This window comes from Arthrobacter sp. AL05, from assembly GCF_029960715.1.
GTDB lineage: Bacteria > Actinomycetota > Actinomycetes > Actinomycetales > Micrococcaceae > Arthrobacter.
Genome location: NZ_JASBRC010000001.1, coordinates 196,580 through 222,907, shown reverse-complemented (window position 1 = coordinate 222,907; position 26,328 = coordinate 196,580). Strand labels below are relative to the sequence as shown.

Genomic DNA, 26,328 nt, shown 5'->3' with positions numbered 1-26,328 from the left:
CAAACCAGTGTGGCACTGTAGGTCCCATGGCTCGCATAGAGGACTACGCACTTGTTGGCGATCTCCACACCGGAGCCCTGATCAGTACCGAGGGTTCCATTGACTGGCTCTGCCTGCCGCGCTTCGACTCGCCGGCCTGCTTCAGCGCGCTGCTGGACTCGCCCGAGGCGGGGCGCTGGCTGCTGGCCCCGGAGGGTGGCGGTGAATGCACCCGAAGGAGCTACCGCGAGGGCACCCTCGTCCTGGAAACAGAGTGGGTGACGCCGACCGGGACGGCGAAGGTCATCGACTTTATGCCGCCCCGCGACGGGGCGGCGGACATTGTGCGCATTGTTGTGGGCGTCACCGGCACCGTCCGGATGCGCGGCGAGCTGGTGCTGCGCTTCGACTACGGCCACATCGTCCCGTGGGTCCGGCGCGACGAGCGTGGGATCAGCGCCGTCGCCGGCCCCGATGCGGCTTACCTGGTGACCGAGGCGCCGCTGCGGGGCGAACGTATGCAGACCATCAGCGACTTTACCGTCCAGGCCGGGGAGAGGGTACCGTTCGTCCTGACCTGGACGCCGGGACACCTGGGGCGGCCCCGCGCGGTGGACCCGGAACAGGCGCTGGCCTCGACGGAGTCCTTCTGGCAGCGCTGGTCTGCCCGGTGCACGGTTACCGGACCCTACCGTGAAGTTGTGCAGCGCTCACTGATCACCCTGAAGGCGCTGACATATGCCCCCACGGGAGGAATTGTGGCGGCCGTGACCACTTCGCTGCCGGAGGAGCTCGGCGGCGAGCGAAACTGGGACTACCGCTATTGCTGGCTCCGTGATGCCACCCTGACCCTCCAGGCGTTGCTCGCGGCGGGGTATACGGACGAGGCAGCCGCCTGGCGCGAATGGCTGCTGCGGGCGGTGGCGGGAAGCCCGCAGGAACTCCAGATCATGTACGGCATCCACGGCGAGCGCCGGCTGCCCGAAACGGAGCTGCCGTGGTTGCGCGGGTATGAGGGCTCAGCGCCGGTCCGGACCGGAAACGGGGCGGCGGGACAGTTGCAGCTTGATGTCTGGGGCGAGGTGCTGGATGGCCTCTCCCTGACCCGCACCTCGCTGCTGGCCGGCACCGATGACTCCTGGGACGTGCAGCTCGCACTGATGGACCACCTCGAGAGTGTCTGGCGGGAGCCCGACAACGGACTCTGGGAGATGCGCGGGCCACGAAGGCATTTTACCCACTCCAAGGTGATGGCCTGGGTGGCGGCCGACCGGATGGTCAACGGCGTCCGGGAGTTCGGCCTGCCCGGACCCGCGGACCGCTGGGAGGAACTCCGGGACACCATCCATGCCGACGTGATGGCCAATGGCTTTGATGCTGGACGAAACACCTTTGTCCAGTCGTACGGACGGCCCGAGCTCGACGCGAGCCTGTTGCTCATCCCGCGCGTCGGGTTCCTGTCTCCGGATGACCCGCGCGTGATCGGGACAATTGATGCCATCCAGCGGGAGCTGACCCACGACGGTTTTGTGCGCCGCTACAAGCCGGAGGAATCCCGGGACGGGCTGCCCGGCGGGGAAGGGGTATTCCTCGCCTGTTCTTTCTGGCTGGTCGAGGCGCTTGTGGGGGCGGGTCGACACCACGAGGCGCGGGAACTGTTCGAACGCCTGTTGGCGCTGCGCAACGACGTCGGACTCCTGAGTGAGGAATGGAGCCTCGAGGACGGGCGGCAGTTGGGAAATACGCCGCAGGCGTTCAGCCACTTTGCCCTCGTGATGAGCGCCCTGATCCTGCAGGACGATGGCCTGCCGGCGGCGCCAGCCCGCATCCCGGCCAGTGATCCGGGCCGATGAGTTGGCCGTGCATGGCCCCCGGGTTGAGCCGGACAGCTTTTCATCCATCGCTTAGATAAGTACACTTACTATATATCCCGGCGTTGGGATAGAGGATTATTAGGAGAGTGCGATGGCTGGATATTTTGAGGTCGTGGACGCGCCTGACGGCGGCTACCGGATTCGAATGCTTGACGGCGCGGGCAGCCTGATGGCTGTTTCGGTCACTTTCCCCACGAAGAGGGCTGCCGTGGCGGGCATCGCTCAGGCCCGTGAAATCGCCGGCACAGGACTTATCCGGGACCGCAGTGCCGGGCGGCTGGCAGCGCAGGCCGTGCCATTTGGCAAGGTGCCCCGTAGGAGCGCGGGCGGCACCAGCCGCGGAACCGTGCTCTCCGGCGGATCGCTGGCTGCGGGAAAGCGAGCGCGGGCTCATCACTGAATCAGGTCCCGAAGCCAGCCGTGGCCAGGACGCCTCAGCTCCCCAGACTTCTGCCGCGCGCCGTGGCGCCGGCAAGGCCGCCGTACTGTTCGACGTCGACGGCACTTTAGTCGATTCCTCGTACCTCCACACCCTGTCCTGGTGGCAGGCTTTCCGGCAGGCAGGATACGAGGTGCCGATGGCGGACATCCATCGCCTGATCGGGATGGGTGGGGACAGGATCCTCGGCAAGCTCCTGCCGGCTGACCGGGACACCACCGAGGACGGCACCATCATGTCCTCCCATGCCGCAGTGTTTTCCACCTTTTGGCCCGCTTTGCGTCCGCTGGAGGGAGCGCGCGAGCTACTGGCGGCCTGCCACGACGGCGGCCTGGCCGTGGCGCTGGCATCCTCGGCCCGGGAGCGCGACCTCGAAGTACTGCGAACCACGATTGGTGCCGACGCCTTCATCGACGCCGCCACCAGCTCTGCAGACGCGAAGGAGAGCAAACCGGCCCCTGACATCCTCGTGGCCGCGCTCCGGGCCGTTGACGTGCTGGCCTCGGACGCCGTTTACGTGGGCGATGCGGTCTGGGATATTTACGCCGCCCGGGAACTCGGGATCCCGGCCATCGGGCTCACCTGCGGCGGCACCGGTGAAGCCGAACTCCGGGACGCCGGCGCCGTCGAAGTCCATTCAAGCCCCCGGGCACTGCTGGAAAATCTTGCCGGCAGTGCGATCGGTCAGCTGGCAGCCCGTACCAGGCGGAGCTAGCGGCAAAGACGGCCGGCGGCCGGTTACAGTATGTCCATGGATCCGACAGAGGGCACAGTCTCCGACCCGCGGCGCCGCTTCCGGCCGGCCCGGTTCGCCGCGCCGCTTGCGGGCCTGGCGCTGCTGACGGTAGGCCTGGTCTTGATCCTGCAGCCGGTGCAGCAGGAGAGTTTCGGCTGGTTCGCCTACGCCCCGCTGTCCCAGCAGACTTTCACCCCCCAGGCCCTGACGATCATGGACGCCGGGAAATGGGCGGGCCTCGCGCTGATCGGACTTGGCGTCGCCACGTTCGCGTTCTGGTTTGGCTACCGTGCCGGACAGCGCTCCGGCAGGAAGGACGCCGGCCGGCCCCTCACGCGGTGACACATGGCAGCAATGTTTGCCCGGATCACTGCCGTGAAACGCCAACCCGGCATACGCTGGACTGATGACACGACATCAGTTGCCCGGCCGGATCGCCATCGTCACCGGCGCCGGCTCGGGGATCGGGCGGGCCGTCGCCCGACTTATGCTCGCCGACGGGTACCGGGTGGTGCTGGCCGGACGCCGGGAAGCACAACTGCTTGAGACCGGGGCAGGTCATGCCCAGGCACTGACTGTTCCGTGCGATGTTACGGTGCCGGAGGACGTCGAACGGCTGTTCGCGGCCGCCCTTGGGCGCTGGGGACGGGTGGACGTGTTGTTCAACAACGCCGGCGTTTTCGGCCCTGCCGCATCCGTGGACGAGATCAGCATCGCGGACTGGGACGCCACCGTGGCAGTTAACCTGACCGGCTCCCTGTTGTGCGCCGCTGCCGCCGTCCGGGCCATGAAGGCACAGACGCCGCAGGGCGGCCGGATCATCAACAACGGCTCCATCGCCGCGCATTCGCCCCGGCCCCGGACGGTGGCGTACACGGTCACCAAACACGCCCTGACCGGGCTGACCAAAAGCATTGAATTGGATGGCCGTGGTTTTGGCATCACCTGCGGGCAGATCGACATCGGCAATACGGCCACGGAACTGATGGACACCATCGGAGTCGGCTCAGGAGCCGTCCAGGCCGACGGCAGCAGCCGTGTGGAGCCGACGTTCCCGGTCGACGACGCGGCGCGTGCAGTGCTGCTGATGGCCGGGATGCCGCCGTCCGCCAGCGTCGGATCCCTGGTGGTCACCGCCGCCGGGATGCCGTTCATCGGGCGCGGTTAGCAGCGAAAAAAGCGGCCCCCCTAGAGTGGCAGCAGTCCGGATAGGTCCGCACGGAGCCCTGACGCTGCCACCTGCCCGGCGGCGACGGCCTCTGCCCAGCTCAATTGCCCGCTGACCATCGCCAGCCAGGTGGCGGCGTCGCACTCGATAACGTTCGGCGGAGTACCTCGGGTATGCCGCGGGCCCGCCACGCACTGCGTGACACCGAACGGCGGAACCCGCACCTCCACGGAGTTTCCCGGTGCCCGCGCGGTGACCTCCTCCAGGCAGTAGCGGACCGCCGTTGCGAGGGTGCTGCGGGGGACGGGAGGGCCGGCGTCCTGGCCGGCGGGTGCGGAAACCTCCGGCGCCGGAGGGTTGGCTGCCTGCCACACGGCGAGGGCTGCGCGGCCCTCCTCGATGGCGATCCGGCGTCGGGCGACGGCCATGGCTAGTCCAGCAGCGCCGAGACGGCGTTGCCGAGGCGGATTTTGCCGACCGGGCGGCCGCCGCCGAGAACGGGGGAGACCACCTTGTCCAGGACGCTGGCCACTTCCGGCACGTCAACGGCGCCGGCGGCTGCGAGCAGGGTCAAGCCGACGAGCGTGGTGGCCCGGATGTTGCCGTCGAGGACCTTGAGGGCCACTGCGGCCCCGGTCGGGGTGGCCATCACCAGCACACCCTCAGCGCCGATCTTGGCGAGGATGCCCAGATCGTCCATAACGATCGTGTTCGGCTCGCCCGTGCCCTGCACCGCCCACGGATAATCAAGCATCGACGTGGCGATCGTGGCGGCGCGGGCGTTGGAGTTCTTGTCCCCGGGGGCCTTGGCCAGTTTGGAGAAGGCCCGGGCCAGCCCGGTCAGGGAGACGGCCGCCACCGGGGCGCCGCACCCGTCAATGCCGAGGTGGGCGATGCTTTCGCCGCAGTATTCCTCGATTACCGACCTGATGCTTTGCTGCAGCGGGTGATTTGGTTCAAGGTAGCTGTGCGTGTCCCAGCCGTTTTCGGTGCAGGCCCAAAGAAAAGCCGCGTGCTTTCCGGAGCAGTTGAACGCAAGTTTGGACATGCCCCGCCCGGAGCGGACCAGCCAGTTCCGGGCGTCCTCATCCTCGGGCCAGGCGGCCGGGCACTGGAGCTGCTCTTCGGTGACCCCCGCCGCCTTGAGCATGCCCTCGACGACGTCCATGTGATCCAGCGAGCCGACATGGCTGCCGCAGGCGATAGCTGCCTGCGCGCCGCGCAGCGGAACGCCGGACTGCATGGACGCGATGGCCTGCAACGGTTTGAGCGTGGACCTGGCGAAGATCGGAGTGGTGATGTCGCCCAGCTCGGTGACGATGGTGCCGTCACCGGCGATCAGCACGGCGGAACCGATGTGCCGGGACTCCACGAAGCCGCTGCGCTCAACGACGGCCAGTTCGACGGCGGACTCGACGGTAAACGTGGCATGCGAATTCAAGGGCATGGAGCAAGTCTAAGGTGCCCGGCGGGGATACCTGCGCTATTCCGCGGTCACCATCAGCGACTGCCAGCCAGACGCGCCGTCCGGAACCGGATCGGCACGTTTATCCGTCTGGACTTCGCCGGTGCCGTCGGTGGCGCGGGCCTTGATGTAGTGCGGCCCCGGTGTCGCTTCCCAATCCAGGGACCACTGCCGCCAGCTGATGAGTGAGGCCTCCCCGGCGAGGGTTGCCTCGATCCAGGGGCCGTTGTCTATCTGCACCTCAACCTTGGTGATGCCACGTGTCTGGGCCCAGGCGGTGCCGCCGATCGCGACTCGTCCGGCCGGTACCTTCGCAAAGGACTTCGGGACTTCCACCCGGGCCATGGTCTTGATGGGGCCCCGCTCGGACCAGCCGCGCTGGGTCCAGTACGCCTTGTTGTCCGCGAAACGGGTGACTTCCAGGTCCACCACCCATTTGGTGGCGGAGACAAAACCGTACAGCCCGGGGACGACCATCCGCACCGGGTAGCCGTGTTCCAGCGGCAGGGCTGTACCGTTCATGCCGATCGCCAGCATGGCGTCCCGGTCGTCCTGCAGGACCTCCAGCGGAGTCGAGGCGCTAAAGCCGTCGATTGAAGTGGAGAGCACCATGTCGGCACCCTCTTTGGGCCCGGCCATAGCGAGTGCATCCCGGATGGGCATGCCCAACCATTTGGCATTACCGGCCAGGTTCCCGCCCACCGGGTTGGAAACGCAGGTCAAAGTGACGTGCGATTCGATCAGCTTCGCGTCCAGCAGGTCCTGGAAGCTGAGCCTGATTTCCCGGTCCACGAGGCCATGGATGCGCAGCTCCCAGTCCTGGGCGTTGATTTCCGGCACACTCAGCGCCGTGTCGATGCGGTAAAAGTCCGTGTTCGGCGTCAGCCACGGCGTGACCCCGGCTGCCCTGGACTGGACGCCGGCGGGGACGGCGGCGGCGGGTTCCGCCGGGGCGGGGAGCTGGAGGGATTCGCGGGCCTTCGCCACGTTGCTGCGGGCCGAGCTGAGCAGGCGCCCGCCGGTCGCGGCGATGGCGGAGGCTGCGGCGGTTACCCCGGTCGCGGCGAAGAAAGCGCGGCGGCTGGTGGCGGGGCGTTCGGGTTCCTTGGCTGCGATGTCGGCCGCCCGGTCCGGCCACTGCTGCATCCGCCACAGCCGGGTCACGAGGATCCGGAGCGCGATGAGTCCTGCAACGGTGCCGATCAGGGCGGGAATCGCGTCGACCGGCCGCACCCCGGCCCGGGTCACGACGCTGGCGACGATGACCGCGCCCATCAGCAGAACGCCGGCGACGCCGAGTGCCCACCTGCGGTAGGCCACAACGCCCAGGACACAGGCGAGCACCAGGATGGAAACCGCCATACCGACGAATAGCGCGAGCTTGTCATTGGTGCCGAAGGTGGCGATCGCGAAATCCTTCATCCACGACGGCGTGAAGTCGATGAAAGTCGAGCCGAGTGCGATCAGCGGCGTCGCCCGCGCCGTGAAGAACGCGCCGATGAGTTCCGCTACGGACAGGACGACGGCGGCTGCAGCGACGCCGGCCAGCGCGGCCAGGCCGGTGGGGCCGGACAACGCCTTCGCCGGGGTGCGAACGACCGGCTGCTTCCGCCGGGCGTTCGCTGTGCCGGGTTCATCCGCGCGGAGTCTGTGCGTGCTGGGCTTGTCCATACCGGAAATTCGTAGCGGCCTCTGCACCGGATGGCCCGCCGTCCCAGGAGGGACATGTCCGCCGGGTAGGCGCGGGGATGGGCATGTTGGCATTATGTCCAGTGGGCACGGCCGGGGCTGGGCATGTGCTGCGGCGGTCACAGCTTAGGAGCCTGCACGGTCCACAACGTACTCTTGGGAACTGTGAAGGTACTTGTCATCGGCCCCGGCGGCCGCGAACACGCCATTGTCCGATCCTTGCTTGCCGACCCTGTTGTGTCCGAGGTCCACGCGGCCCCGGGCAACGCCGGCATCAGCAAGCTGGTCCCCACCTACACCATTGACGCGAGTGATCCCGCCGCCGTCGCGGCGCTGGCCGCCAGGCTCACAGTGGATCTGGTGGTGGTCGGCCCCGAGGCGCCTCTTGCCGCCGGAGTCGCCGATGCCGTCCGTGCCGCGGGCATCCCCGTCTTCGGTCCCGGCAAAGACGCAGCCCAGCTCGAGGCCTCCAAAGCCTTTGCCAAGGAAGTGATGGCCGAGGCGGGCGTCCCCACCGCCATGGCCCGGGTGGCGTCCAACGCCGGTGAAGCCGCGGACGCCCTCGATATCTTTGGCGCCCCCTACGTTGTTAAGGATGATGGACTCGCCGCGGGAAAGGGTGTTGTTGTCACCAGCAACCGGGAGGAGGCCCTCGCCCACGCGCAGAGCTGCTTCGATGCCGGCGGCACCGTTGTGATCGAGGAGTTCCTCGACGGCCCGGAGGTGTCCGTCTTTGTCCTCTGCGACGGCGTGAACACCGTGGCGCTGTCCCCGGCACAGGATTTCAAACGGATCTTCGACAACGACGAAGGACCCAACACCGGCGGAATGGGCGCCTATACCCCGCTGGAATGGGCGCCGGAAGGCCTCGTCCAGGAAGTCCTGGACCGCGTTGCCCAGCCTACGGTCAACCAGATGGCGCACCGCGGCACCCCGTTCGTCGGCGTGCTGTTTGTCGGCCTGGCCCTGACCTCCCGCGGTACCCGCGTGATCGAATTCAACGTACGCTTCGGCGATCCGGAGACCCAGGCCGTCCTGGCCCGCCTCAAGACGCCCCTGGGCGGGCTGCTGATGGCGGCCGCCAAGGGCGAATTGGATAAGGTCCAGCCGCTGCGCTGGTCCAAGGAAACCGCAGTCGCCGTCGTCGTCGCTGCCGAAAACTACCCGAACGAGCCGCGCACCGGCGACCGGATCCGGGGGCTCAAAAAAGTCGAGTCGATCGAGGGTGTCCACGTGATCCACGCCGGCACCCGGCTTGACGACGAAGGCAAAGTTGTGTCCGCCGGCGGGCGGGTGCTGGCAGTAGTAGCTCTCGGCGCGGACCTGGTGGAGGCGCGGGAACGCGCGTACGACGGCGTCGAACTGGTCCAGCTGGAGGGCAGCCAGTTCCGCACGGATATCGGCGGCAAAGCGGCCCGCGGTGAGATTAGCGTTCAGAACCGCGGAACCTCCGCAGCCCAGAAAGCGAAGGCTTGAGCATGAGCACCTCCGAATCCGGCGTGCCGGAAGCCGCCGAACCCGCGCCGTCCGCCCCGGGCGGCGGCCTGGACACCGCCGCGGTGGATCTTCCCGGCTGGAAGCACATCTACTCGGGGAAGGTCCGCGACCTCTACGTTCCGGCGGACGGGTCCATCACGGAGCGCATCGGCCAGGACTGCGTGCTGGTCGTCGCCAGCGACCGCATCAGCGCCTACGATCACGTCCTTGCCAGCGAGATCCCGGATAAGGGCCGCATTTTGACCCAGCTGAGCCTGTGGTGGTTCGAGCAGCTCGGCGTGGAGCACCATGTGCTCGCGTCAACTGTCGAGGCCGGGGTGCCGGCCGCCGTGGAGGGCCGCGCGATGATCTGTAAAAAACTGCAGATGTTCCCGGTCGAATGCATCGCCCGCGGTTACCTCACCGGCTCGGGACTCGAGGAATACCGGCGGTCCCGCACGGTGTGCAGCATTCCCCTGCCCGAGGGGCTGGTGGACGGATCCCGGCTCGAGGAGGCTATCTTCACCCCCTCAGCGAAGGCCGAGGTCGGGGAGCATGATGAGAACATCACCTACGACGCCGTTGTGGAAACCGTGGGCGCCGACGCCGCCTCCTCGCTGCGCGAGCTGACGCTGGCGATCTACACAAAGGCCGAGGCAATTGCCCGTCAGCGCGGCATCGTCCTCGCCGACACCAAGGTGGAATTCGGCGTCGACACGAGTTCCGGCGTCGTCACCCTCGGCGATGAGGTGCTCACCCCGGATTCCTCACGGTTCTGGGATGCCGCCACCTACCAGCCCGGCCAAGCCCAGCCGTCCTATGACAAGCAGTACGTCCGTGACTGGCTGACCTCGTCGGAATCCGGTTGGGACCGCTCCTCGGACGCACCGCCGCCGCCGCTGCCCGCGGACGTTGTGGTCCGGACCCGTGGCCGCTACGTCGAGGCCTACGAAAAGCTCACCGGCCGGACGTTCGCCTAGGCCTCCGCGGGCGCGCGGTGCTGGGTCCCGGCCAAGGCAGCGGCCTGAGCGCGGCGCTGGGCCAGCCGGATTTCCAGCACGGCGTCCATCGCCTGCTGGACCCGGTCCGAGGCGCCGGCGGCGCTGAACTCCTTCTGGGCTTCCTCGAGGTAGACCAGTGCTTCCTCGGCTTCGGCCGCGGCCTTGAGCGCTTTGCCGAGCAGCAGCGAGACCTCGCCCGCGGTGTGCTTAGCGAGCGCGTCCTTGTCGGCGTGGATGTCGCGCAGTTTCCGGACTGCGGCCACGATGTCCCCGGTCAGGTAGAGCCAGCGGGCCCGGATAAAAGCGACTTCAAGTTCGTCAGTTTTGTTGCCGCCCACAATTGAGAGCGCCAGCTCGGCGCGCTCGATCGAGCTCAGGGTTTCCGGCTCGACAATGCCGGAGGACAGCCGGACGGCCGCGGAAGCTTTGTTAAACCGCGCCCAGAGGTCGATGTCGTTGGCGGGGGAGAGCAACCGGGAGGCACGTTCGTGGTGCCTGATGCCCTCGGTGTAGTCATGGCGCATAAATGCCACGTTGCCGATCACCCAGGCTACTTCGCCGGCCAGTTGGGTCATGGAGTGGTCATCCATCTGCCCGTTCATGGCCCGGCAGTATTCCCAGGCCTCGTCCAGCCGCCCGCTCTCGGCCAGCGCACCGATGAGGGCGCGCAGCGCGCCGATGATCAGGGTCGAGCCCTTGGGCAGCTGTGCGCAGAGCCGCACCGCTTCCTGGGCGTGTCCGACGGCGGCAGCCAGCTGCCCTTGACCCTGTGAGGCTGCGGCGAGCATCTGCCTTGCCCGCACGCCCAGGCCTGCCGACTCGGCGGCCATCGGGTGATCCAGCAGGCGCTGGACGATGTCCGTGCACTCCTGCCACTGACCCTGTTTGATCAAGCATTCGGCCTGCATATAGGTCATGTTCCACCAGGCGCTGGTGTTTTTGGCTTCCAGGGCGATCTGGGCTGCGGCGGCTGCATGGGTGGCCGCCAGCGGATAATCCCGCAGGTCCCAGGCCTGGCGGGCGTACAGTCCGGAGAGCACGTATTCGGCGTCGCTGACGGATACGGGCTGGCTCCAGGCTTCCAGCGCCTTAGGTGCCAGTTCCAGCCGCCGGGCGAGTTCCTCGATCACGTCCGCGGTCGGTTCGCGGCGGCCGGTCTCCAAGAGGGAGATATAGCTGGGAGAGTACAGATTGCGGCCCAGTTCCGCCTGCGTCAGGCCACGCTCGAGCCGTTCCGCTCGGAGCTTCTCACCGAATCCGTTCCCCACGGATACCTCCTCATTCCGGACACTCTTTGTACTAAATGCTTGACAGGCTCTGTGGAAAACATTTTACAATGTATGTCAACAAGGGTAGTGCTGACTTGGTAAGGACCCCAACTCGTATTGAGGAACTCTATGTTGAAGAAAATTGCTGCCGGCGCCATCCTGGCGGGCGCACTGGCATTCACCGCCGCCGCTCCGGCAGTTCTGTCTGCCGGTTTCGCCGCTGGGACCAGCGTCACGGCAGTTGGCAACTGGCCTGACCCGATGAATGCACCGCAGGCCGTGGGTAACTGGCCAGATCCGATGGTCTACTCGACCAACGTCGGCAACTGGCCCGATCCGATGTAGCCAGCGGCACTTCGATGGCTCCGGGGCACGATGTCCCGGAGCCATTGTTTTGTCACCCGATCCCCGTCACCCGCCCCCGGTCGGGTTTCACATTCCGGACACATACAACAAGAGGGCCTTCCAGTTGGAAGACCCTCTTGTTTATTGGTCGGGATGACAGGATTTGAACCTGCGACCTCGTCGTCCCGAACGACGCGCGCTACCAAGCTGCGCCACATCCCGATCCGTTACTTCAAAAGCAACTTCACAAGACTATCCGATGGTGGCCCCGGATGCGAAATCGAACCGCGGGTCTCGCTGCGCCGAAGGGCTAGACCAGCGAATCCTTCCAGGCACCGTGGAGCCGGGCAAAGCGTCCGCCGCCGCCGATTAGCTCCGCCGGGGTGCCGTCCTCGACTACCCGCCCGTCCTGGACCACCAGCACCCGGTCGGCGGTTTCCACCGTGGACAGGCGGTGCGCGATGATAAGGGCGGTCCGGCCGGAGTCCGCCCCGGCCCCCTGCAGCAGACCCGCGAGGCCGGCCTGCACGAGGCGTTCGGACGGGATGTCCAGCGAAGACGTGGCCTCGTCCAGGATCAGCACGGCAGGGCGGGCCAGGAACGCCCGGGCGAAGCTGATCAGTTGGCGCTGACCGGCCGAAACCCGGCCGCCGCGTTTGTTGACGTCCGTGTCGTAGCCTTCCGGAAGCGCCAGGATGAAATCGTGCGCGCCTACCGCCCTGGCGGCGGCTTCGATCTCATCCCGGGAGGCCGTGGGACGCCCCAGGGCGATATTGTCCGCCACGGAGCCGCTGAACAGGAACGCCTCCTGGGTGACCATCACGACGTTGCGCCGCAGGTCCGCCGTCGTCAGCTCCCGCAGATCCACGCCGTCTAGCGTCAGGGAGCCCGCGGAGACGTCGTAGAAGCGGGCGATCAGCTTAGCAAGGGTGGATTTTCCGGCACCGGTTTGGCCCACCAGGGCCACCGTCTGGCCGGCAGGAATATGCAGATCCAGGGTGGGAATGATGAGCGGCCCGGTGCCGTAGCGGAACTCGGCGCCGTTGAAGTCGATGGTGCCCTTGGCCCGGTGCAGGGCCACCGGGTTTTTGGGCGGCCGGACGGTGGGGACCTCCTCGAGCAGCCCGGAGACCTTCTCCAGCGCCGCCTGGGCGCTCTGGAAGGAGTTGTAGAACATGGCCATCTGGTCCACCGGCTGGAAGAAGCGTTTAGTGGACAGGATCAGGGCCAGCAGCACACCGACGGCAAGGTCTCCGCCGAGCACCCGGAAACCGCCGAGCAGCAGGACGACGGCGACGCAGACATTGCCGATCAGCACCAGGCCGGGCTGGAAGATGCCGCTGAGATTGATGGACCGGACCGTGACCTGGCGGTAGTCCTCGGAGAGTTCGGCATACCGTGCGGCGTTGTCGCGTTCCTTCCGAAAGGCCTTGACCGCCCGGATTCCGGTCATGGTTTCGACAAAATGGACAATCAGGCGGGCCGAGACGGCGCGGGATTCACGGAATGCGATCTGAGAGTGTTTCTGGTACCAGCGGGCCAGCAAGAACATCGGCAGCCCTGCGGCCAGAATCAGCAGGCCGCTGCGCCAGTCGAGGGCGAACACCGTCACCGCGGTGAAGAGCATAAACAGGATCCCCGAGGACAGGGAGCTGATTCCGGAATCCAGGAGTTCGCGCAGCGCCTCAAGGTCCGAGGTCTGGCGGGCGATGATGCGCCCCGAGGTGTACTTTTCGTGGAATTCGAGGCTGAGCCGCTGGGTGTGCCGGAAGACCCGGACCCGGAGGTCGAGCAACATCGCCTGGCTCAGCCGTGCGGTCGAGGTCACGTACACGGCGGTGAGGCCCGCCGTCGCAACGGCGGCTGCGAGGTAGGCTGCGCCGGTGAACAGGAGCGGAAGGTTGTCGCCCGCAGTCAGGGCCGGCAGGGCTCCGTCGATGCCGAATGCGATCAGCGCCGGCCCGGCGACCCGTGCGGCCTGGGACAGCACCACGGCGGCAATGGTCAGCCAGAACCGCCGTCGGACCGGGCGGATCAGCGAACCAAGCAGGACCAGGGACCGGCGGCGCACCGTCTTGCTCTCGGTCCTGGACAGGTGCGCGTTGTCCTCGTTCGCGGTGCCGAAAGTTGTGCTGCTCATCGGGAAACCTCCTCTTCGTTGAGGCTTGTCAGGTCCGAGTCCACCAGATCGGAGTCCAGGTCCCGGGGCTCCGGGTCGAGGCTGGCGATCACATGCCGGTAGTGGCGGTTCGCCGCGAGCAGTTCGGTGTGGGTTCCGACGGCGGCGATCCCGCCGTCCTCCAGCAGCGCCACCCGGTCCGCCAGCGCCACGGTGGACGGCCGGTGGGCCACGATCAGGGTGGTGGTGTCGGCGAGCACCTCGCGCAACCGGGTCTCGACTCGTTCCTCGGTGTTGACGTCAAGGGCAGAGAGCGGGTCGTCCAGGACCAGGACCTTTGGCCCGGCAGCGATGGCGCGGGCCAGGGCGAGCCGCTGCCGCTGGCCGCCGGAGAGGCTGAGCCCCTCCTCGCCGATCAGGGTGTCGAGCCCGTCCGGCAGCGAGTATACGAAGTGGGCCTGGGCGACGTCGAGGGCCTCCGCGAGGGCCTCCTCGCGGCGCTCGGCCGTGTGGTTTTCCGGTGCGCCGAGCATCACGTTGTCACGGACCGAGCTGGAGAACAAGGTGGTGTCCTCGAAGGCGACGGCGACAACCGTGCGTAGCTCCTCGACGCTGAATTCGCGCAGATCGACCCCGTCGATGGTGATGGAACCGGCAGTGACGTCGTGCAGCCGGGGCACCAGCTGGAGCAAGGCGCTTTTGCCGCTGCCCGTGATCCCCACCAGTGCCATCGTTTCGCCGGGCCTGATGTCAAGATTGATGTTCCGGAGGATCGGTTTGTCCGGGGCGTCCTCATAGGCGAACCCGGCGCTGTTGAAGCGCAGGGCGCCGGTCAGGGCCTCGGGGCGGCGGGGATGTTCGGGACTGGTGATGGTGTTCACCGAGTCCATCACCTCAAAGTGCCGGTCCACGGCCGTCTTGGCGGTCAGGGCCATGGCCAGAAGCAAGCCGCTGTACTCCACCGGAGTGGCGATGACGGCAGCGGTGGCGAAGAACGCCACCAGGGCGCCGATGCTCAGCGCGCCGGTGGAGGCGAGCATAAGACCGGCGACGAGGCCGGCGCCGAGGGCGAGCTCGGGCAGCAGGGTGACCACCAGGCTGAAGGTAGCCAGGTGCTTGGCCTTAACTATCTCCGTCTGGCGGAGGCCTTCGGCCTGCTCGTTGAAATTCTCCAACGCCTCGCGGCTGCGGCCGAATGCCTTGAGCACCCGGATCCCGTGGACCGATTCCTCGACAGTGGTGGCGAGGTCGCCGGCCTGGTCCGCGCTGCGGCGCGCCACCTTGCTGAAGCGGGTGCGGAAACGGAAACCGTTGATCATAAGCGGCACTGCGGCGGCGAGGAAAATCAGGGCCAGCTGCCAGCTCATCGTGAACATCACCACAACGCCGATCACCACCGTCAGGGTGGTGACCACGAGCATAATGGCGCCGAAGGCCATCCAACGGCGCAGGAAGTTCAGGTCCGTCATGGCGCGGGAGAGCAGCTGACCGGAGCCCCAGCGTTCGTGGAAGGAAACTGTCAGATCCTGCAGATGGTCGTAGAGGGACACCCGCATTCGGGTCTCAACAGTGGTGGCCGGGTTGATCACGAATTGCCGCCGCAGGGCTACCAGGCCGGCTTCAGCTATGCCCAGGCCCAGAATAACGAGGGAAGCGATCCAGACTGCGTCCGCACTCCCGCCGGGCCGGAGGGACTGGTTGATCAGCACCCGCAGCACCTGGGGGATGGCCAGAGCCACCAGGCTTGCCAGCAAGGCGGAAAGCAGGCCCAGGGCCAGCCGCGGAATAATCGGCTGAACGTGGGGGTAAAGGCGGCTGATGGAGGAGAAAAATGAGGTCTGCTGGGCCATGCCTGACTTCTTCACACGCGACGGCAGCGGGCCGGCGCAACTGGATGTAGTTTCCTGTAGCAACTACCCTAGGCCATTGCGTGAGCCGGTTCACATGGACACCGGCGGAGGGCAGGATTTCGTCCAGTAATTACGTTCCGCAATGCTCGGACGGTGCTTGGCCCGTCAGGGACATGTCCACCCGTGGCTGCTGAAAGTGGACATCAACCCCGCTGCCCCACCGGACATGTCCACTTCCGGGCGCGGAGAGCGGACACAATCCGCGCTTCCCTCGGCGCATGTCCACTCCTGCGCGCGAAGGGTGGACATATGCCCATTATGTCCAGCCGGGAAGGCTGCCGGCGGGCATGTCCACTGCGCGGCGGAGGCTCGGGCTCAGGGCTGCGCAGTAAGCGTCAGCAACACGGCTTCAGGCTTGCAGGCGATCCGAACCGGGGCAAAGCGCGAGGTGCCGATACCGCCGGAGACGTTTACCGGCGTCGTGCGTCCCTTGCTGTTCCAGTCATGCAGGCCCTTGGCGCGCCAGGTCGGGAGGTCGCAGTTGACGACGAGGGCACCGAACCCCGGCAGGCAGATCTGGCCGCCATGGGTATGCCCGGCCAGCAGGAGATCGGCGCCGTCCTCGGTGAAGTGGTCCAGGACGCGCTGGTATGGGGCGTGGATGACCGCGACCCGGAGGTGCGGTTTGGCATCCTGGCCCCTAGTGCCGCGGGGCCAGCCGGCGTACCGTTCAAGGCCCAGGTGCGGATCGTCGACGCCGGAGAAGTCAAGACGCAAGCCTTTGACCACCAGGGACTGGCAGCGGTTGGTCAAGTCCAGCCAGCCGCCCATCCCAAAGCCCGAACGCAGCCGTGGCCAATCCAGTTTGGTCGGCCCCTTGGGGCTCGAGGAGGGTCCCAGGAAATACGACGCCGGGTTCTTCAGCCGCGGGGCGAAGTAATCATTGGACCCCGGGACGAAGACTCCGGGAAACTTCAGCAGCGGACGCAGCGAGTCCAAAAGCGGGTCCACCGCGTTGACGTGGCTGAGGTTGTCGCCGGTGTTCACCACCAGGTCCGGTTCCAGGCCGGCCAGCGAGGACAGCCACGCTGCCTTGCGGTGCTGTCCGGGGACAAAGTGGATATCGCTCAGGTGCAGCACACGGATGGGACCGTACCCGGCCGGGAGGATCGGCAGGGTCTCTTCGCGCACAACAAACTGGTTCTTTTCCCAGAGCCCGTACCCGGCGGCGACGGCGCCGGTGGCGGCTCCGGTCGCGGCGGACACGGCCAGGCCGCGTCCGATGCGTCGGGCGCGGCCGGTTAACTGGTTTTGGGCCGTCACGGCTTGGGCGCGGCAGCGTTGCCCGGCTGCTCAGCGGGCGCCGACGGGGCGGGGGCCGCAGCCGGTGTGGACGGAGCCGGGGCAGGAGCGGGGGCAGACGGTGCCGGCGTCGACTGTGTGCTCGGCCGGGGCGCCGGTGCCGGGCCGGTCACCATGTTCGACGGCGGCGCCGTGAACGGGTTGGTGCCGTAGGCCGGGGCCACCTGGGTCATGTAGTTCGAGAACTGCGGACCCGCAATCATATACCCGTCGATTGCCTGGTAAAACTTGCCGTTGAACGTGAGGTTGCGTCCCGGCCGGTCCTGGCCGCCGAGTGCGTCTCCGAACCACGATGCCGTCGCCAGGCCGGAGGTGTAGCCGACCACCCAGGTGGAGTTGTTGGGGTCGTTGGTGCCGGTCTTGGCCGCGATCGGGAAGCTGGTCCGGGTGGAGATCCGGGGCTGGATCAGCGAGCCGGAGCCGCGGTTGAGGACTTCCTGCAGCGCGTAGCTCACGCCGCGGGCGACTTCCGGTTTGATCGCGTCGCGGCAGCTGGGGGCCTGTGCCGGCATGGCTGCACCGGTCGCGTCAGTTACCGACTCAATGGCGATCGGCTCGCAGTACTTGCCGTCGTTGGCGAAGGTCGCGAACGCGCTGGCCATGGTCAGCGGCGAGGTCTGGGTGGCGCCGATCAGGTTGGACAAGGTCGTCATGGGCACCGGCTCGTTGGTCTGGCCGGCGTGGATGCCGACGGCGTCGACGATCTTTTGGATCCCGCAGAGGTCCACCTGTGCCGCGGTTGCGAAGGTCATCGTGTTGATGGAGTTCGCCAGGCCGTCAACGACTGTCATGTTCTTGTAGTAGCCCTCTTCGGCGTTCTGCAGGTCATCGGCCGCGCCGAGTCCCTTTTCCGCCGTGTTGTAGGCCCCGTCCACCGGTGCGGGGCAGGTGTTCCGCCACCTGTAGTTCAACGGGTACCTGCGCACGGCGCCGTTGAGGACTGTGTTCATGGACCGGCCCTCGTCGAGCCATTCGGCGAAGGTGAACGGCTTCATCGTGGAACCGGGCTGGAAGCCGCCCAGTCCGCCGAGGTCGTTGCCCTTGGCGTCCTTCATGTCAACGTTGAAATTGATCACGTTGTTGAATTTGCCTTCGGCCTCCAGGAACTGGGTGTTCTGGGCCATGGAGATGATCTTGCCGGAACCGGGCTGCACGGAGACAAGGGAGGCGCCCCATTTATCCGGGTTCGCCCCGGCGGAGCCTTCAACCTGGGCCTGGGCCACGGCCTGGGCGTTGGGGTCAAGCGTCGTCTTAATGGTCAGGCCGCCGCGGAAGACCTTCCGGACCCGGGCATCGGCGTCGGCGCCGTAGGCCGGGTTGTTGAGCAGCAGGTGCAGCACGTAGTCGCAGAAATATGGGGCGGTCGCCGAATAGGCACAGCCCTGGCGCGCCGGCGTAACCTTCGTTTCCACCGGAGTGGCGACGGCGCTGTCGTAGGCCGCCTGCTGGATCTTGCCTTGCGTGAGCATCGCCTTGAGCACCAGGTCGCGGCGGACCTTAGCGTTCTCCGGGTTGGTAATCGGATCGTAGAACGACGGACTGTTAACCAGGCCGGCCAGCAGCGCAGCCTGCGGGAGGCTGAGGTCCTTGGCGGTGGTGCTGAAGAAGAACTTCGAAGCGGCTTCGATTCCGTAAGCATCCCGGTTGAAGAAGACGATGTTGAGGTAGCCCTCGAGGATCTGCTCCTTAGTGAGCTTCTTCTCCAGGGCGATGGCGAGCTTCATTTCCCGCAGTTTGTCACCGACGCCCTTGTTCACGCCGTTGAGGAGGACTTGGTCGCCCTTGCCCTCGGCCTCGAGGGAGGAGTTGATGACGTTGTTGACGTACTGCTGCGTGATGGTCGACGCGCCCTGCTTGTTGCCGCGCGCGGTGCTGACGAGGGCGCGCATGATGCCGGTGGTGTCCACGCCGCCGTGCTCGTAGAAACGGCTGTCCTCGATGGCGATGACTGCGTCCTTGACGAACGGCGACATCTGGTCGAGGGAAACTTTGGTGCGGTTTTCCGCGAAGAGGCTGGCGATCACACTGCCGTCGGAGGCCAGGATCGTCGTCGACTGGCTGGGCGGGTCCACCTGCAGTTCGGCCGGCAGGGTCTCGAAGAACTTGATCGATCCGCTGGCCGAACTGCCGGTAACGGCGGCCGCGGGGACTAGCAGTCCCGCCACCAGGACACCGCAAACGGCGCTCACGCCCAGGAAAAGAAGGATCTTTCCGAGGGTGGTGGCCGTGTCAAATAGAGGGTTCTTACCAGTCGCCATGTTTTCCACTTTACCGGCAAGGACTAGGCTTTAGCTCATGACCAAATGGGAGTACGCCACGATTCCGCTCATTATCCACGCCACGAAGCAGATTCTGGACCAGTGGGGTGACGACGGCTGGGAACTTGTCCAGGTAGTCCCGGGCCCCGAGGGCAACGGCCTGGTTGCGTACCTGAAGCGGGAGAAGCAGTAGCCATGAGCACCACACCATCCGCCGCTCCGGGCGCACCGGCGGTCTCCGGAACGCAGGCCCACAGCACCGCCGTCACCGGCGCGCCGTCCGCCGTCGAGCAGCGCCTTGCCGAGCTCGGGCTGACCCTGCCTGACGTGGCCGCCCCGGTGGCGGCCTACGTTCCTGCGGTGATCTCGGGCAACCACGTCTACACCTCCGGCCAGTTGCCGTTTATCGGCGGCAAACTGGAGGAGACCGGCAAGGTGTCCTCCGGTGCCGAAGGCGCCTCGGACGAGGCCACGGTTTCCCCGGAAGCTGCCAAGCAGTATGCCGCCGTGTGTGCAGTCAACGCACTCGCCGCCGTCAAAAGCGTCATCGGCGACCTTGACCGCATCACCCGGATTGTCAAAGTTGTCGGCTTCGTAGCCTCCGACCCGTCCTTTACGGGCCAGCCCGGCGTTATCAACGGCGCATCCGAACTCCTCGGCAAGGTCCTCGGCGACGCCGGCCAGCATGCAAGGTCCGCCGTCGGCGTTGCCGTCCTTCCGCTCGACTCGCCGGTAGAAGTCGAACTGATCGCTGAATTCGCGTAGAGGTCAGTTCCCTTGCCTCAGTTAGCCCGACGCCTCTTTGCCCTTCCCCCCGATCTTGAGGGGGCCGCCCGCAGCTGGATTGAACACGGCGAGCGGACCCCCCGTGCGCCGCGCTTTGCGTCCTCGGTGGTGCTGCTGCGTGATTCGCCCACCGGGCTGGAGACCTGGCTGGGTTACCGTCCCGGCTCGTCGCCGTTGGGTGTCCTCGCTTTCCCGGGCGGTTCGTTGGAGGCTTCCGACCACGACGCCGTCGGATGGCTTGGCCCCTCACCGCAGTATTGGGCAGACTTTATGGGGACAGCCGACGTCGGACTGGCGCGCCGCCACGTGGTGGGCGCCATCCGCGAACTGTTCGAGGAAACCGGCATCCTGCTGGCCGGGACCGACCTCTCCAGCACGGTGGAGGCGACGTCCACGGCAGAATGGATGCGGGCGCGCGTGGCGGTGGCGGAGCAGGAGAAATCCTTCACCGAGGTGCTCGCCAAACGGGGGCTCTCCGTGCGGACGGACCTGTTGAGGCCGCTGGTGAACTGGCTGAGTCCGGACTTCGCCCACCGCCGGTTCAACACCCGCTACTTTGCGGCCACTGTGCCGGTGAACCAGCAGCCGTCGTTGCTGGCGAGCAAGGGTGTCTGGGGCCGGTGGGTCTGCGTCCGGAAGGTCGTTGACGGACGGAACACCCCGGCACTCGGCGATGAGGTTGGGCAGGAGAACACAGCGGGGCGGACGCTCGGCCAGCTTCTGGTGCCCGGCTCGGAGATCATGCTGGAGAAGATGGCTGCCGCGAACGGCTGCATCGCGTACCTGAGCTACAAACGCAAGGCCCACGTCTACCAGCCGAAACTGATCGATGAAGACGGCCGGCTAATGCTCGAGGTCGAGGCGGCCAAAACCGTCGTCGGCGAACCCCAGCGCGAACGCTGACGCACCGCCCCACATCAACCCGGTGCTGCCACTGGACATGCTCAGCGGACACGCGGCCGGGCCACTGGACATGTCCTGCGCCAGCTCGGACCGTTGGGCATGGTGGTGTTGTGCGCAGTCTTGGCCGCCAGGGATGGGCATGTCCCGCGGGTGCGGCCGGGAATGGGCATCTCCCGCCGCGCAGATGGCCGTGCCCCCTTAACCGCCGAAGGCCGGCTCCGTTGTTACGGGCCGGCCTTCGGTGTGTTGCCAAACAGGCCTAACGGGAACGCTGGCGGAGGCGCTGCATGTCGAGGATCACAACGGCGCGGGCTTCCAGCCGCAGCCAGCCGCGCTGGACGAATTCCGCGAGGGCCTTGTTGACCGTTTCGCGGGACGCGCCGACCAGCTGCGCGAGCTCTTCCTGGGTGAGTTCGTGGGCCACCAGGACGCCGTCGGTCGCGGGGCGGCCAAAGCGGTCAGCGAGGTCCAGCAACGCCTTGGCGACGCGGCCCGGAACGTCAGAGAAGACCAGGTCGGAGAGGGAATCGTTAGTGCGGCGAAGGCGTCGGGCCAGGGCCTGCAGCAGCTGGGCCGAAACCTCCGGGCGGGTGCGAAGGAGGGCGTTGAGGCTCTCGTTTTTCAGCCCTGCCAGCCGCGTTTCCGAGACGGCCGTGGCTGTGGCGGTACGCGGGCTCGGATCGAACAGTGCCATTTCGCCGAAGAGCTCGCCCGGGCCGAGGATCGCGAGCAGTGACTCCCGGCCGTCCGGGGACGTGCGTCCGAGCTTAACCTTGCCGGAGACGATGAAGTAGAGCTGGTCGCCCTGGTCGCCTTCCCGGAATACCGAAGCTCCGCGTGAGAGGTCCACCTCGGTGAGTTCGTCCGTCAGCAGACGGAACGCCTCGTCGTCGAGCGTGGCGAAAAGGGGGGCGCGGCGCAATACCTCGATATCCATAAAATCTCCTGACTAGGTGTGTCGGCTGGGGCGCTTCCGCTATTCTTTCAGAATTTTGGCGCGTCTGTGACGTAGTTGGCACTGAGACGCGCCAAATATCCGGCCGGAGGAAACCCGGAGCCCGCCAAAGGTCCGACAGGTGGTCGGTAAACTGTCAGCCCCCACCGGTAGAATTGGGGCTTACCTGCCTGTAAGGAGCGTCGGTGTTCGGCTTGACCATCTTGGACCTCGTATTGATCCTGACGCTGCTGTCCTACCTGTTCCACGGCCTGCGCAGCGGTTTCCTCGTCACTGTCGGCGGCATCGCCGGATTTGCTGCGGGCGCCGTGGCGGCGTTTGTGTCTGTCCCGATCGTCAGCGGTCTGGTGGCGGACAGCGGCTGGCGCCTCACGGCGATCATCGCCACCGCGGTGCTGCTGATGGTCCTGGGCCACGGGCTGGGCACCGCAATCGGCCGCCGGATCCGCAGCATCGTGCGGATCAGCCCGCTGCGCTCCGTCGACCGGTTGGCCGGCGGCGGCGTTAATGTGGTGGTCGCCGCCCTTGTGATGTCGATGCTGGCCTTCAGCATCGGTGCGCTCGGTGTTCCCTTTGTTTCCCAGCCGCTGGCCGAGTCCAAGGTGATCCGCTTCATCGACGGCGTGACCCCCGTGCCGGTAAAGACTTCGATGGCCCAGCTCCGCTCCGCTGTGATCGGCGAGGGCATTCCGACTCTTTTCGAGGGAATAGGCCAAGGCCAGCCGGTAGCTGTCCCGGATGCCAGCACCGATACTCCGGCCCTGAACAACGCGGCGGCCTCCGTGCTGAAGATCACGGGGACTGCCTACCAGTGCGGACAAAACCAGACCGGAACGGGCTTTGTGGTCTCGCCCGGCCGGGTGGTGACGAATGCCCATGTGGTGGCCGGCGTACCGGAACCGGTCGTTGAGATCCCCGGCGGCGGAGCGTTGCCCGGCCGTGTGGTGTACTTCGACAGCCGGCACGACCTCGCCGTGGTGGCCGTGGACGGACTGCGGTCGGCCGTGCTGCCCCTCGGCGCTGAACTGCCCGCCGGCAGCCCGGCCGCGTTTGCCGGGTACCCCCACGGCGGTCCGTTCCAGTCCAAACCCGCCACCGTACAGGACATTACGACGGTGCTGGTCCCGGACATCTACGGCAACAACCCCGTACCGGAAGACGTCTACCGGCTCGCCGGGGATGTCCAGCCGGGCAACTCGGGAGGCCCGCTGCTGACCACCGACGGCCGGGTCGCCGGGGTGATTTTTGCCAAGGCCACGGGGGATACCTCGCTCGGTTACGCCATCACAATGTCCGATCTGGGACCGGTTGCCGCCCAAGCTCCAGGTCTCGGCAGTGCCGTCTCGCCGGGCCAGTGCATCCAGAAATAGTGCGCTAGAGCCAGTCGAGGCTTTGGCCGTGCGGTCCGGTGATCGCCACCGGTGCACCATTGTGCAGCAGCAGGAACCGGCCGCGGAGCCGGGCCTCGTCCATCTCCGGGACCACGCTGGAACCATCCGCCTGGACGATGACGGTGTGGCCCTCGTTGGAGAGCCAGTGGCAGCCGCGTTCGGCGGTGAGCCGGGACATGGTGGCCCGGAACCGGTCGCGGGATTCCGCATCAAGGTAGGCCATCACCGCGCTGTGGAAGACCACAAGTGTGGCGTCCGACGGCGCCCGCGCCGCGAGGGCGAGGAGCTGGTCGTTGAGGTCCCCGGAGACCAGGAGGGGCGGGGCGGAGCGCGCGATGGCGATCGCCCGGCGCAGGCGCTCACGGCGGAAGTCCTGCTCGGGCCAGATCAGCGCCTCCAGCCACGCGACGTCCCCGGGATTCCTGACGTCCAGGGGATTAAGGTCGATCCCCGCCCGCCACACGACTTGCGGCAGGTCCGCCGGAAGCGGCGCCGGCCCGGTGACGGTGCATCCCAGAACGGGGTAGCTACCGGGCGTGGCGCCCGCCGGGGACAGCCGCACGACGCTGGCGCCGGCGTCGAACGCGTAACCGTAGCGGTCCGGATAAAGTGCGAGCCCGGCTGAGGCGCCGACTTCGATCAGCGCGAGCGGGCGCCCGTTGCCGGACGCGGCGGCCTGCGCCAGGGAAGGGAGCAAAGTGGCGCAACGCCCGGCCTCATTGGTTTGGGTTGCGCGGCTGAGCACTGTCCGCGAAACGTCACCCCAGCGGGCGTCCAGGAATGCCCGGAATTCCGGGTAGGGGCTGATCCGGGCGCCGAGGAACCGGGCCGCGGCCAGCATCAGCAGCGGCTGGCGCTTGTTGTACGGCCACTGATCGATCCGCCGAATCAGCTCCGGGTCCGCAGCGATGCCCACAGACCATTCGGCGTAGCACTCGGAATTGCCGGGCGCGTCCACGGTGCCGAAGTGCCGGTACCACTCCCCGGTGGGGGACTCCGCAGGATCCGGTTCCCGGCCGGCGGTGCCGACGGCGGCCATGCTCAGTTCCGGCCGGCCCGCAGCCCGGCGAGGTACTCGACGGCGAACCGGTAGCCCAATATCCCGGCGCCGGCGATCACGGCTGCGCTGATGCCCGAGAGGTACGAGAGGTGCCGGAATTCCTCGCGTGCGTGGACGTTCGTGATGTGGACCTCGACGGCGGGCAGCTGCACGGCGGAGATGGCGTCCCGGATCGCCACGGAGGTGTGGGTGTAGGCGCCGGCGTTGATGACAATGCCGACTGCCTTGCCGCGGGCGGCGTGGATGGCATCCACGAGTGCACCCTCATGGTTGGACTGGAAGCACTCGACGTCCAGGCCGTGCGCCGCGCCGGCGTCCTTGGCGAGCTGCTCGACGTCGGCCAGGGTTGCCGTGCCGTATTTCTCGGGCTCGCGGGTGCCGAGCAGGTTCAGGTTGGGCCCGTTAAGGACCAGGATGGTGCCGCGGCCGGCGCCGTCGGTGGTGGCTTCGCTCATGCCTGCCAATCTATCGCGTTGTACCGTGCAGAACGCTGATGTTGCCCGCGAAGTACCCAAACGCGGACAGTCCGGCGGCGCCCCGGGTCAGTGGGGTTGCGGGTCGGCGGCGCCCCGGGTCAGTGGGGTTGCGGCGAGCCGCTCTATCCGCCGCAGGGCCAGGGCGCAGACCGGGAGGTAGGCAGCTGCCCACCAGGGGACGGTGAAAGTGATGAGGGAGCCGCCGTCCTGCGGGATGACCCGGTGCCCGGTGGCCGGAATCCCCGCAACGGACCACGACCAGGACCGTCCGGCCTCAAAAGCTGTCACGGTGTACGGCAGCGCCGGACCCAGGACGGTTCGAACCTTTCCGCGGCTGCCGAGCCCAAGTGCCGTGGAAGCTGACCCGGCCGGGGCAGGCTCGACGGCTCTGACTGACGGTCCCCACTCCGGCCACTGCCTGATGTCCGTGAGCAGCGACCACACCACGTCCGGTGACGCTGCGACCCGGCGCGATACGGCCAACGTCACCTAGGCCGTCCGAGGACCGATAACGCGGCGCGGCGGCCGCTGACGAGCGCGCCGTTGATGGATGCCGCGTCCCGGTAGTCACCGCAGATGATCGGCCCGGCCAGGTCTTCCACCGGCCCCGGGGACCGCAGCGGCGGTGGTTGCAGCGGCAGGGCGCGGGGGACCTCGTGCCTTGCCACGAGCTCCCAGCCGGCCGTGGCGGAGCCGAAAATCTCGCCGGCATGGCGGCGGACGTCGTCGTCAGCCGGAACCGGGCGGCCCGGGCCGAACAGTGCTGATGTCTGGATCAGATGCCGACCGGCGGGTGCGTAGCTCGGCGCCGAGTTTGAAATGACGGCCGCGTTGACCAGCGGGCCGCCGGGGTTGCCGCGGCCGTCAACGCATAGCATGTTCACGTCGCTGGGTGCCGAGTCGGCGGCAAACCAGTGCGTGAGCACACCTTTCATGGTTGGCGCAGGGCTCCCCGCCAACCTGGCGGCGTCCACAGGATCGGTGGCAAGAACAACGTGGCGGGCCCGGATGGCCGAATCCGCGGCGGTGACCAGGGTTCCTTTCCCGTCCGGCGTGATCGACTCCACCCGGGTCGAGGTCCGTACCGGGACGCTCAGGGCGGCTGCCAACTGCCGCGGGAGCGCTTGCATACCGTCCCGCGGCAGTCCCGGCACCCCGGCAGCAAAGACCCGCAACAGTTCCAGGGCAAAGTCGTTGGAGGTGCTGCCCTCGTCCTCCAGCAGCACGCCGGCAAGGAATTTGTCCACCACCGTGCGCAGGCCGCCGGAGCATCCGGCCCGGTCCAGGGCTTCCCGCAGCGCAACATCCTTGCCCCGCCGCCGGGGACCGGAAAATGCCGGCGCCGCCCACCGCAGCAGTCCCGCGACGGAGCGGGGGCCAAGGAGGCCGCTGCGCAGGGTCTGGAGGAGCAGGCGGGGCTCGCGCACCGGGTGGGCCAGGACCGTCAATGAGTCCTGCCGGCGGACGCGGATGCCGGCACCGAAGGCCTGAAGGCCCAGCGCCTCGACATCGACCCAGCGCCGGACCGCCGGGTAGGCGGGATTCAGTACCTGAAAGCCACGGTCAACGAGGAACCCGTCGATCCGGTCCGTCCGGATTCTGCCGCCGACGTCATCGGCGGCTTCCCAGACCAGTACCCCGCGCCCGGCCGCCTCCAATTCTCGGGCGCACTGCAACCCGGCGAGGCCGGCGCCCACCACCAACACATCACACGAATCCGTCATCGCT

Annotated in this window: 25 protein-coding genes and 1 tRNA gene; 12 read left to right on the top strand and 14 right to left on the bottom strand. The window is 67.2% G+C overall.

The window, feature by feature from the left end:
• The first annotated feature begins 26 nt into the window (after nt 1-26).
• The 5 genes from QK287_RS01060 (at nt 27) to QK287_RS01040 (ending at nt 4,196) form a co-directional block, all read left to right on the top strand.
• Nucleotides 27-1,832, top strand: coding sequence for a glycoside hydrolase family 15 protein (locus QK287_RS01060; protein WP_282358720.1), 1,806 nt, complete (start codon nt 27-29; stop codon nt 1,830-1,832).
• Nucleotides 1,833-1,944: 112 nt separating this feature from the next.
• A complete protein-coding gene (locus tag QK287_RS01055; protein ID WP_226775450.1) occupies nt 1,945-2,253 on the top strand; it encodes a hypothetical protein in 309 nt (102 codons plus the stop codon).
• Nucleotides 2,254-2,338: 85 nt separating this feature from the next.
• Nucleotides 2,339-3,007, top strand: coding sequence for an HAD family hydrolase (locus tag QK287_RS01050; protein WP_282359038.1), 669 nt, complete (start codon nt 2,339-2,341; stop codon nt 3,005-3,007).
• Between the two features lie 36 nt (nt 3,008-3,043).
• Nucleotides 3,044-3,370: a hypothetical protein gene (locus QK287_RS01045; protein WP_282358719.1), complete on the top strand. Its 327-nt coding sequence runs from the start codon at nt 3,044-3,046 to the stop codon at nt 3,368-3,370.
• A gap of 64 nt (nt 3,371-3,434) precedes the next feature.
• Entirely contained in the window at nt 3,435-4,196 is a 762-nt protein-coding gene (locus QK287_RS01040) for an SDR family oxidoreductase (RefSeq protein WP_253031990.1), read from the top strand.
• A 20-nt stretch (nt 4,197-4,216) separates the two neighbouring features.
• Here QK287_RS01040 and QK287_RS01035 read toward each other — a convergent pair whose 3' ends face one another.
• Genes QK287_RS01035 through QK287_RS01025 form a run of 3 tightly spaced genes read right to left on the bottom strand, consistent with a single transcriptional unit; the run spans nt 4,217 to nt 7,332 of the window.
• On the bottom strand, nt 4,217-4,624 hold the full coding sequence (locus QK287_RS01035) for a sterol carrier family protein (protein ID WP_226775453.1): 408 nt from the start codon (nt 4,622-4,624) through the stop codon (nt 4,217-4,219).
• 2 nt (nt 4,625-4,626) lie between these two features.
• Nucleotides 4,627-5,643 (bottom strand): asparaginase, encoded by a 1,017-nt coding sequence (locus tag QK287_RS01030; RefSeq protein WP_226775454.1) that lies wholly within the window; start codon nt 5,641-5,643, stop codon nt 4,627-4,629.
• 36 nt (nt 5,644-5,679) lie between these two features.
• The gene (locus tag QK287_RS01025; protein WP_282358718.1) at nt 5,680-7,332 is read right to left on the bottom strand and encodes a molybdopterin-dependent oxidoreductase; all 1,653 of its coding nucleotides are present in this window, start codon (nt 7,330-7,332) and stop codon (nt 5,680-5,682) included.
• A gap of 183 nt (nt 7,333-7,515) precedes the next feature.
• On the opposite strand from QK287_RS01025, the gene purD reads away from it, so the two are divergent.
• Both purD and QK287_RS01015 read left to right on the top strand, forming a co-directional pair.
• Nucleotides 7,516-8,826 carry a phosphoribosylamine--glycine ligase gene (purD, locus tag QK287_RS01020; RefSeq protein WP_226775507.1) on the top strand — a complete coding sequence of 437 codons (1,311 nt, stop codon included), beginning with the start codon at nt 7,516-7,518 and terminating at the stop codon, nt 8,824-8,826.
• 2 nt (nt 8,827-8,828) lie between these two features.
• Complete coding sequence (locus QK287_RS01015) at nt 8,829-9,806, top strand: phosphoribosylaminoimidazolesuccinocarboxamide synthase (RefSeq protein ID WP_226775456.1); 978 nt, start codon at nt 8,829-8,831, stop codon at nt 9,804-9,806.
• Here QK287_RS01015 and QK287_RS01010 read toward each other — a convergent pair.
• Complete coding sequence (locus tag QK287_RS01010; protein ID WP_226775457.1) at nt 9,803-11,095, bottom strand: helix-turn-helix transcriptional regulator; 1,293 nt, start codon at nt 11,093-11,095, stop codon at nt 9,803-9,805. The genes QK287_RS01015 and QK287_RS01010 overlap by 4 nt on opposite strands.
• Nucleotides 11,096-11,224: 129 nt before the next feature.
• Between QK287_RS01010 and QK287_RS01005 the strand changes: the two genes are divergently transcribed.
• Entirely contained in the window at nt 11,225-11,440 is a 216-nt protein-coding gene (locus QK287_RS01005; protein ID WP_226775458.1) for a hypothetical protein, read from the top strand.
• A gap of 145 nt (nt 11,441-11,585) precedes the next feature.
• Here QK287_RS01005 and QK287_RS01000 read toward each other — a convergent pair.
• From QK287_RS01000 to QK287_RS00980, 5 genes are all read right to left on the bottom strand, one after another.
• Nucleotides 11,586-11,662, bottom strand: a tRNA-Pro gene (locus tag QK287_RS01000).
• A gap of 88 nt (nt 11,663-11,750) precedes the next feature.
• Nucleotides 11,751-13,580: an ABC transporter ATP-binding protein gene (locus tag QK287_RS00995; RefSeq protein WP_282358712.1), complete on the bottom strand. Its 1,830-nt coding sequence runs from the start codon at nt 13,578-13,580 to the stop codon at nt 11,751-11,753.
• Nucleotides 13,577-15,409, bottom strand: coding sequence for an ABC transporter ATP-binding protein (locus tag QK287_RS00990; RefSeq protein WP_282358710.1), 1,833 nt, complete (start codon nt 15,407-15,409; stop codon nt 13,577-13,579). The genes QK287_RS00995 and QK287_RS00990 overlap by 4 nt, the downstream gene beginning before the upstream one ends.
• Before the next feature lie 375 nt (nt 15,410-15,784).
• Nucleotides 15,785-16,732, bottom strand: coding sequence for a metallophosphoesterase (locus QK287_RS00985; RefSeq protein WP_226775461.1), 948 nt, complete (start codon nt 16,730-16,732; stop codon nt 15,785-15,787).
• Nucleotides 16,729-19,029 carry a transglycosylase domain-containing protein gene (locus QK287_RS00980; protein ID WP_282358709.1) on the bottom strand — a complete coding sequence of 767 codons (2,301 nt, stop codon included), beginning with the start codon at nt 19,027-19,029 and terminating at the stop codon, nt 16,729-16,731. Before QK287_RS00980 ends, QK287_RS00985 begins: the two co-directional genes overlap by 4 nt.
• Nucleotides 19,030-19,066: 37 nt before the next feature.
• On the opposite strand from QK287_RS00980, the gene QK287_RS00975 reads away from it, so the two are divergent.
• The 3 genes from QK287_RS00975 to QK287_RS00965 are packed head-to-tail and all read left to right on the top strand — an operon-like array spanning nt 19,067 to nt 20,718.
• The gene (locus QK287_RS00975; protein WP_144671455.1) at nt 19,067-19,222 is read left to right on the top strand and encodes a DUF4177 domain-containing protein; all 156 of its coding nucleotides are present in this window, start codon (nt 19,067-19,069) and stop codon (nt 19,220-19,222) included.
• A gap of 2 nt (nt 19,223-19,224) precedes the next feature.
• The gene (locus tag QK287_RS00970) at nt 19,225-19,794 is read left to right on the top strand and encodes a RidA family protein (RefSeq protein ID WP_282358706.1); all 570 of its coding nucleotides are present in this window, start codon (nt 19,225-19,227) and stop codon (nt 19,792-19,794) included.
• Nucleotides 19,795-19,806: 12 nt separating this feature from the next.
• On the top strand, nt 19,807-20,718 hold the full coding sequence (locus tag QK287_RS00965; protein ID WP_282358705.1) for an NUDIX hydrolase: 912 nt from the start codon (nt 19,807-19,809) through the stop codon (nt 20,716-20,718).
• A gap of 259 nt (nt 20,719-20,977) precedes the next feature.
• Here QK287_RS00965 and QK287_RS00960 read toward each other — a convergent pair whose 3' ends face one another.
• Complete coding sequence (locus QK287_RS00960; RefSeq protein WP_011693220.1) at nt 20,978-21,655, bottom strand: Crp/Fnr family transcriptional regulator; 678 nt, start codon at nt 21,653-21,655, stop codon at nt 20,978-20,980.
• Between the two features lie 203 nt (nt 21,656-21,858).
• Here QK287_RS00960 and QK287_RS00955 point away from each other — a divergent pair, with 203 nt between their 5' ends.
• Nucleotides 21,859-23,043: a MarP family serine protease gene (locus QK287_RS00955; RefSeq protein WP_282358687.1), complete on the top strand. Its 1,185-nt coding sequence runs from the start codon at nt 21,859-21,861 to the stop codon at nt 23,041-23,043.
• 4 nt (nt 23,044-23,047) lie between these two features.
• Here the strand turns inward: QK287_RS00955 and QK287_RS00950 are convergent, their stop codons facing one another.
• The 4 genes from QK287_RS00950 to QK287_RS00935 all read right to left on the bottom strand — a co-directional run bounded on the left by QK287_RS00950 (nt 23,048) and on the right by QK287_RS00935 (nt 26,324).
• Nucleotides 23,048-24,103 (bottom strand): DUF2332 domain-containing protein, encoded by a 1,056-nt coding sequence (locus tag QK287_RS00950; RefSeq protein ID WP_282358686.1) that lies wholly within the window; start codon nt 24,101-24,103, stop codon nt 23,048-23,050.
• A gap of 2 nt (nt 24,104-24,105) precedes the next feature.
• Complete coding sequence (gene aroQ, locus QK287_RS00945; RefSeq protein ID WP_282358685.1) at nt 24,106-24,579, bottom strand: type II 3-dehydroquinate dehydratase; 474 nt, start codon at nt 24,577-24,579, stop codon at nt 24,106-24,108.
• An 87-nt stretch (nt 24,580-24,666) separates the two neighbouring features.
• On the bottom strand, nt 24,667-25,089 hold the full coding sequence (locus QK287_RS00940) for an SRPBCC family protein (RefSeq protein ID WP_226775468.1): 423 nt from the start codon (nt 25,087-25,089) through the stop codon (nt 24,667-24,669).
• Nucleotides 25,086-26,324, bottom strand: coding sequence for an NAD(P)/FAD-dependent oxidoreductase (locus tag QK287_RS00935; protein ID WP_282358683.1), 1,239 nt, complete (start codon nt 26,322-26,324; stop codon nt 25,086-25,088). Before QK287_RS00935 ends, QK287_RS00940 begins: the two co-directional genes overlap by 4 nt.
• Nucleotides 26,325-26,328: the final 4 nt, after the last annotated feature.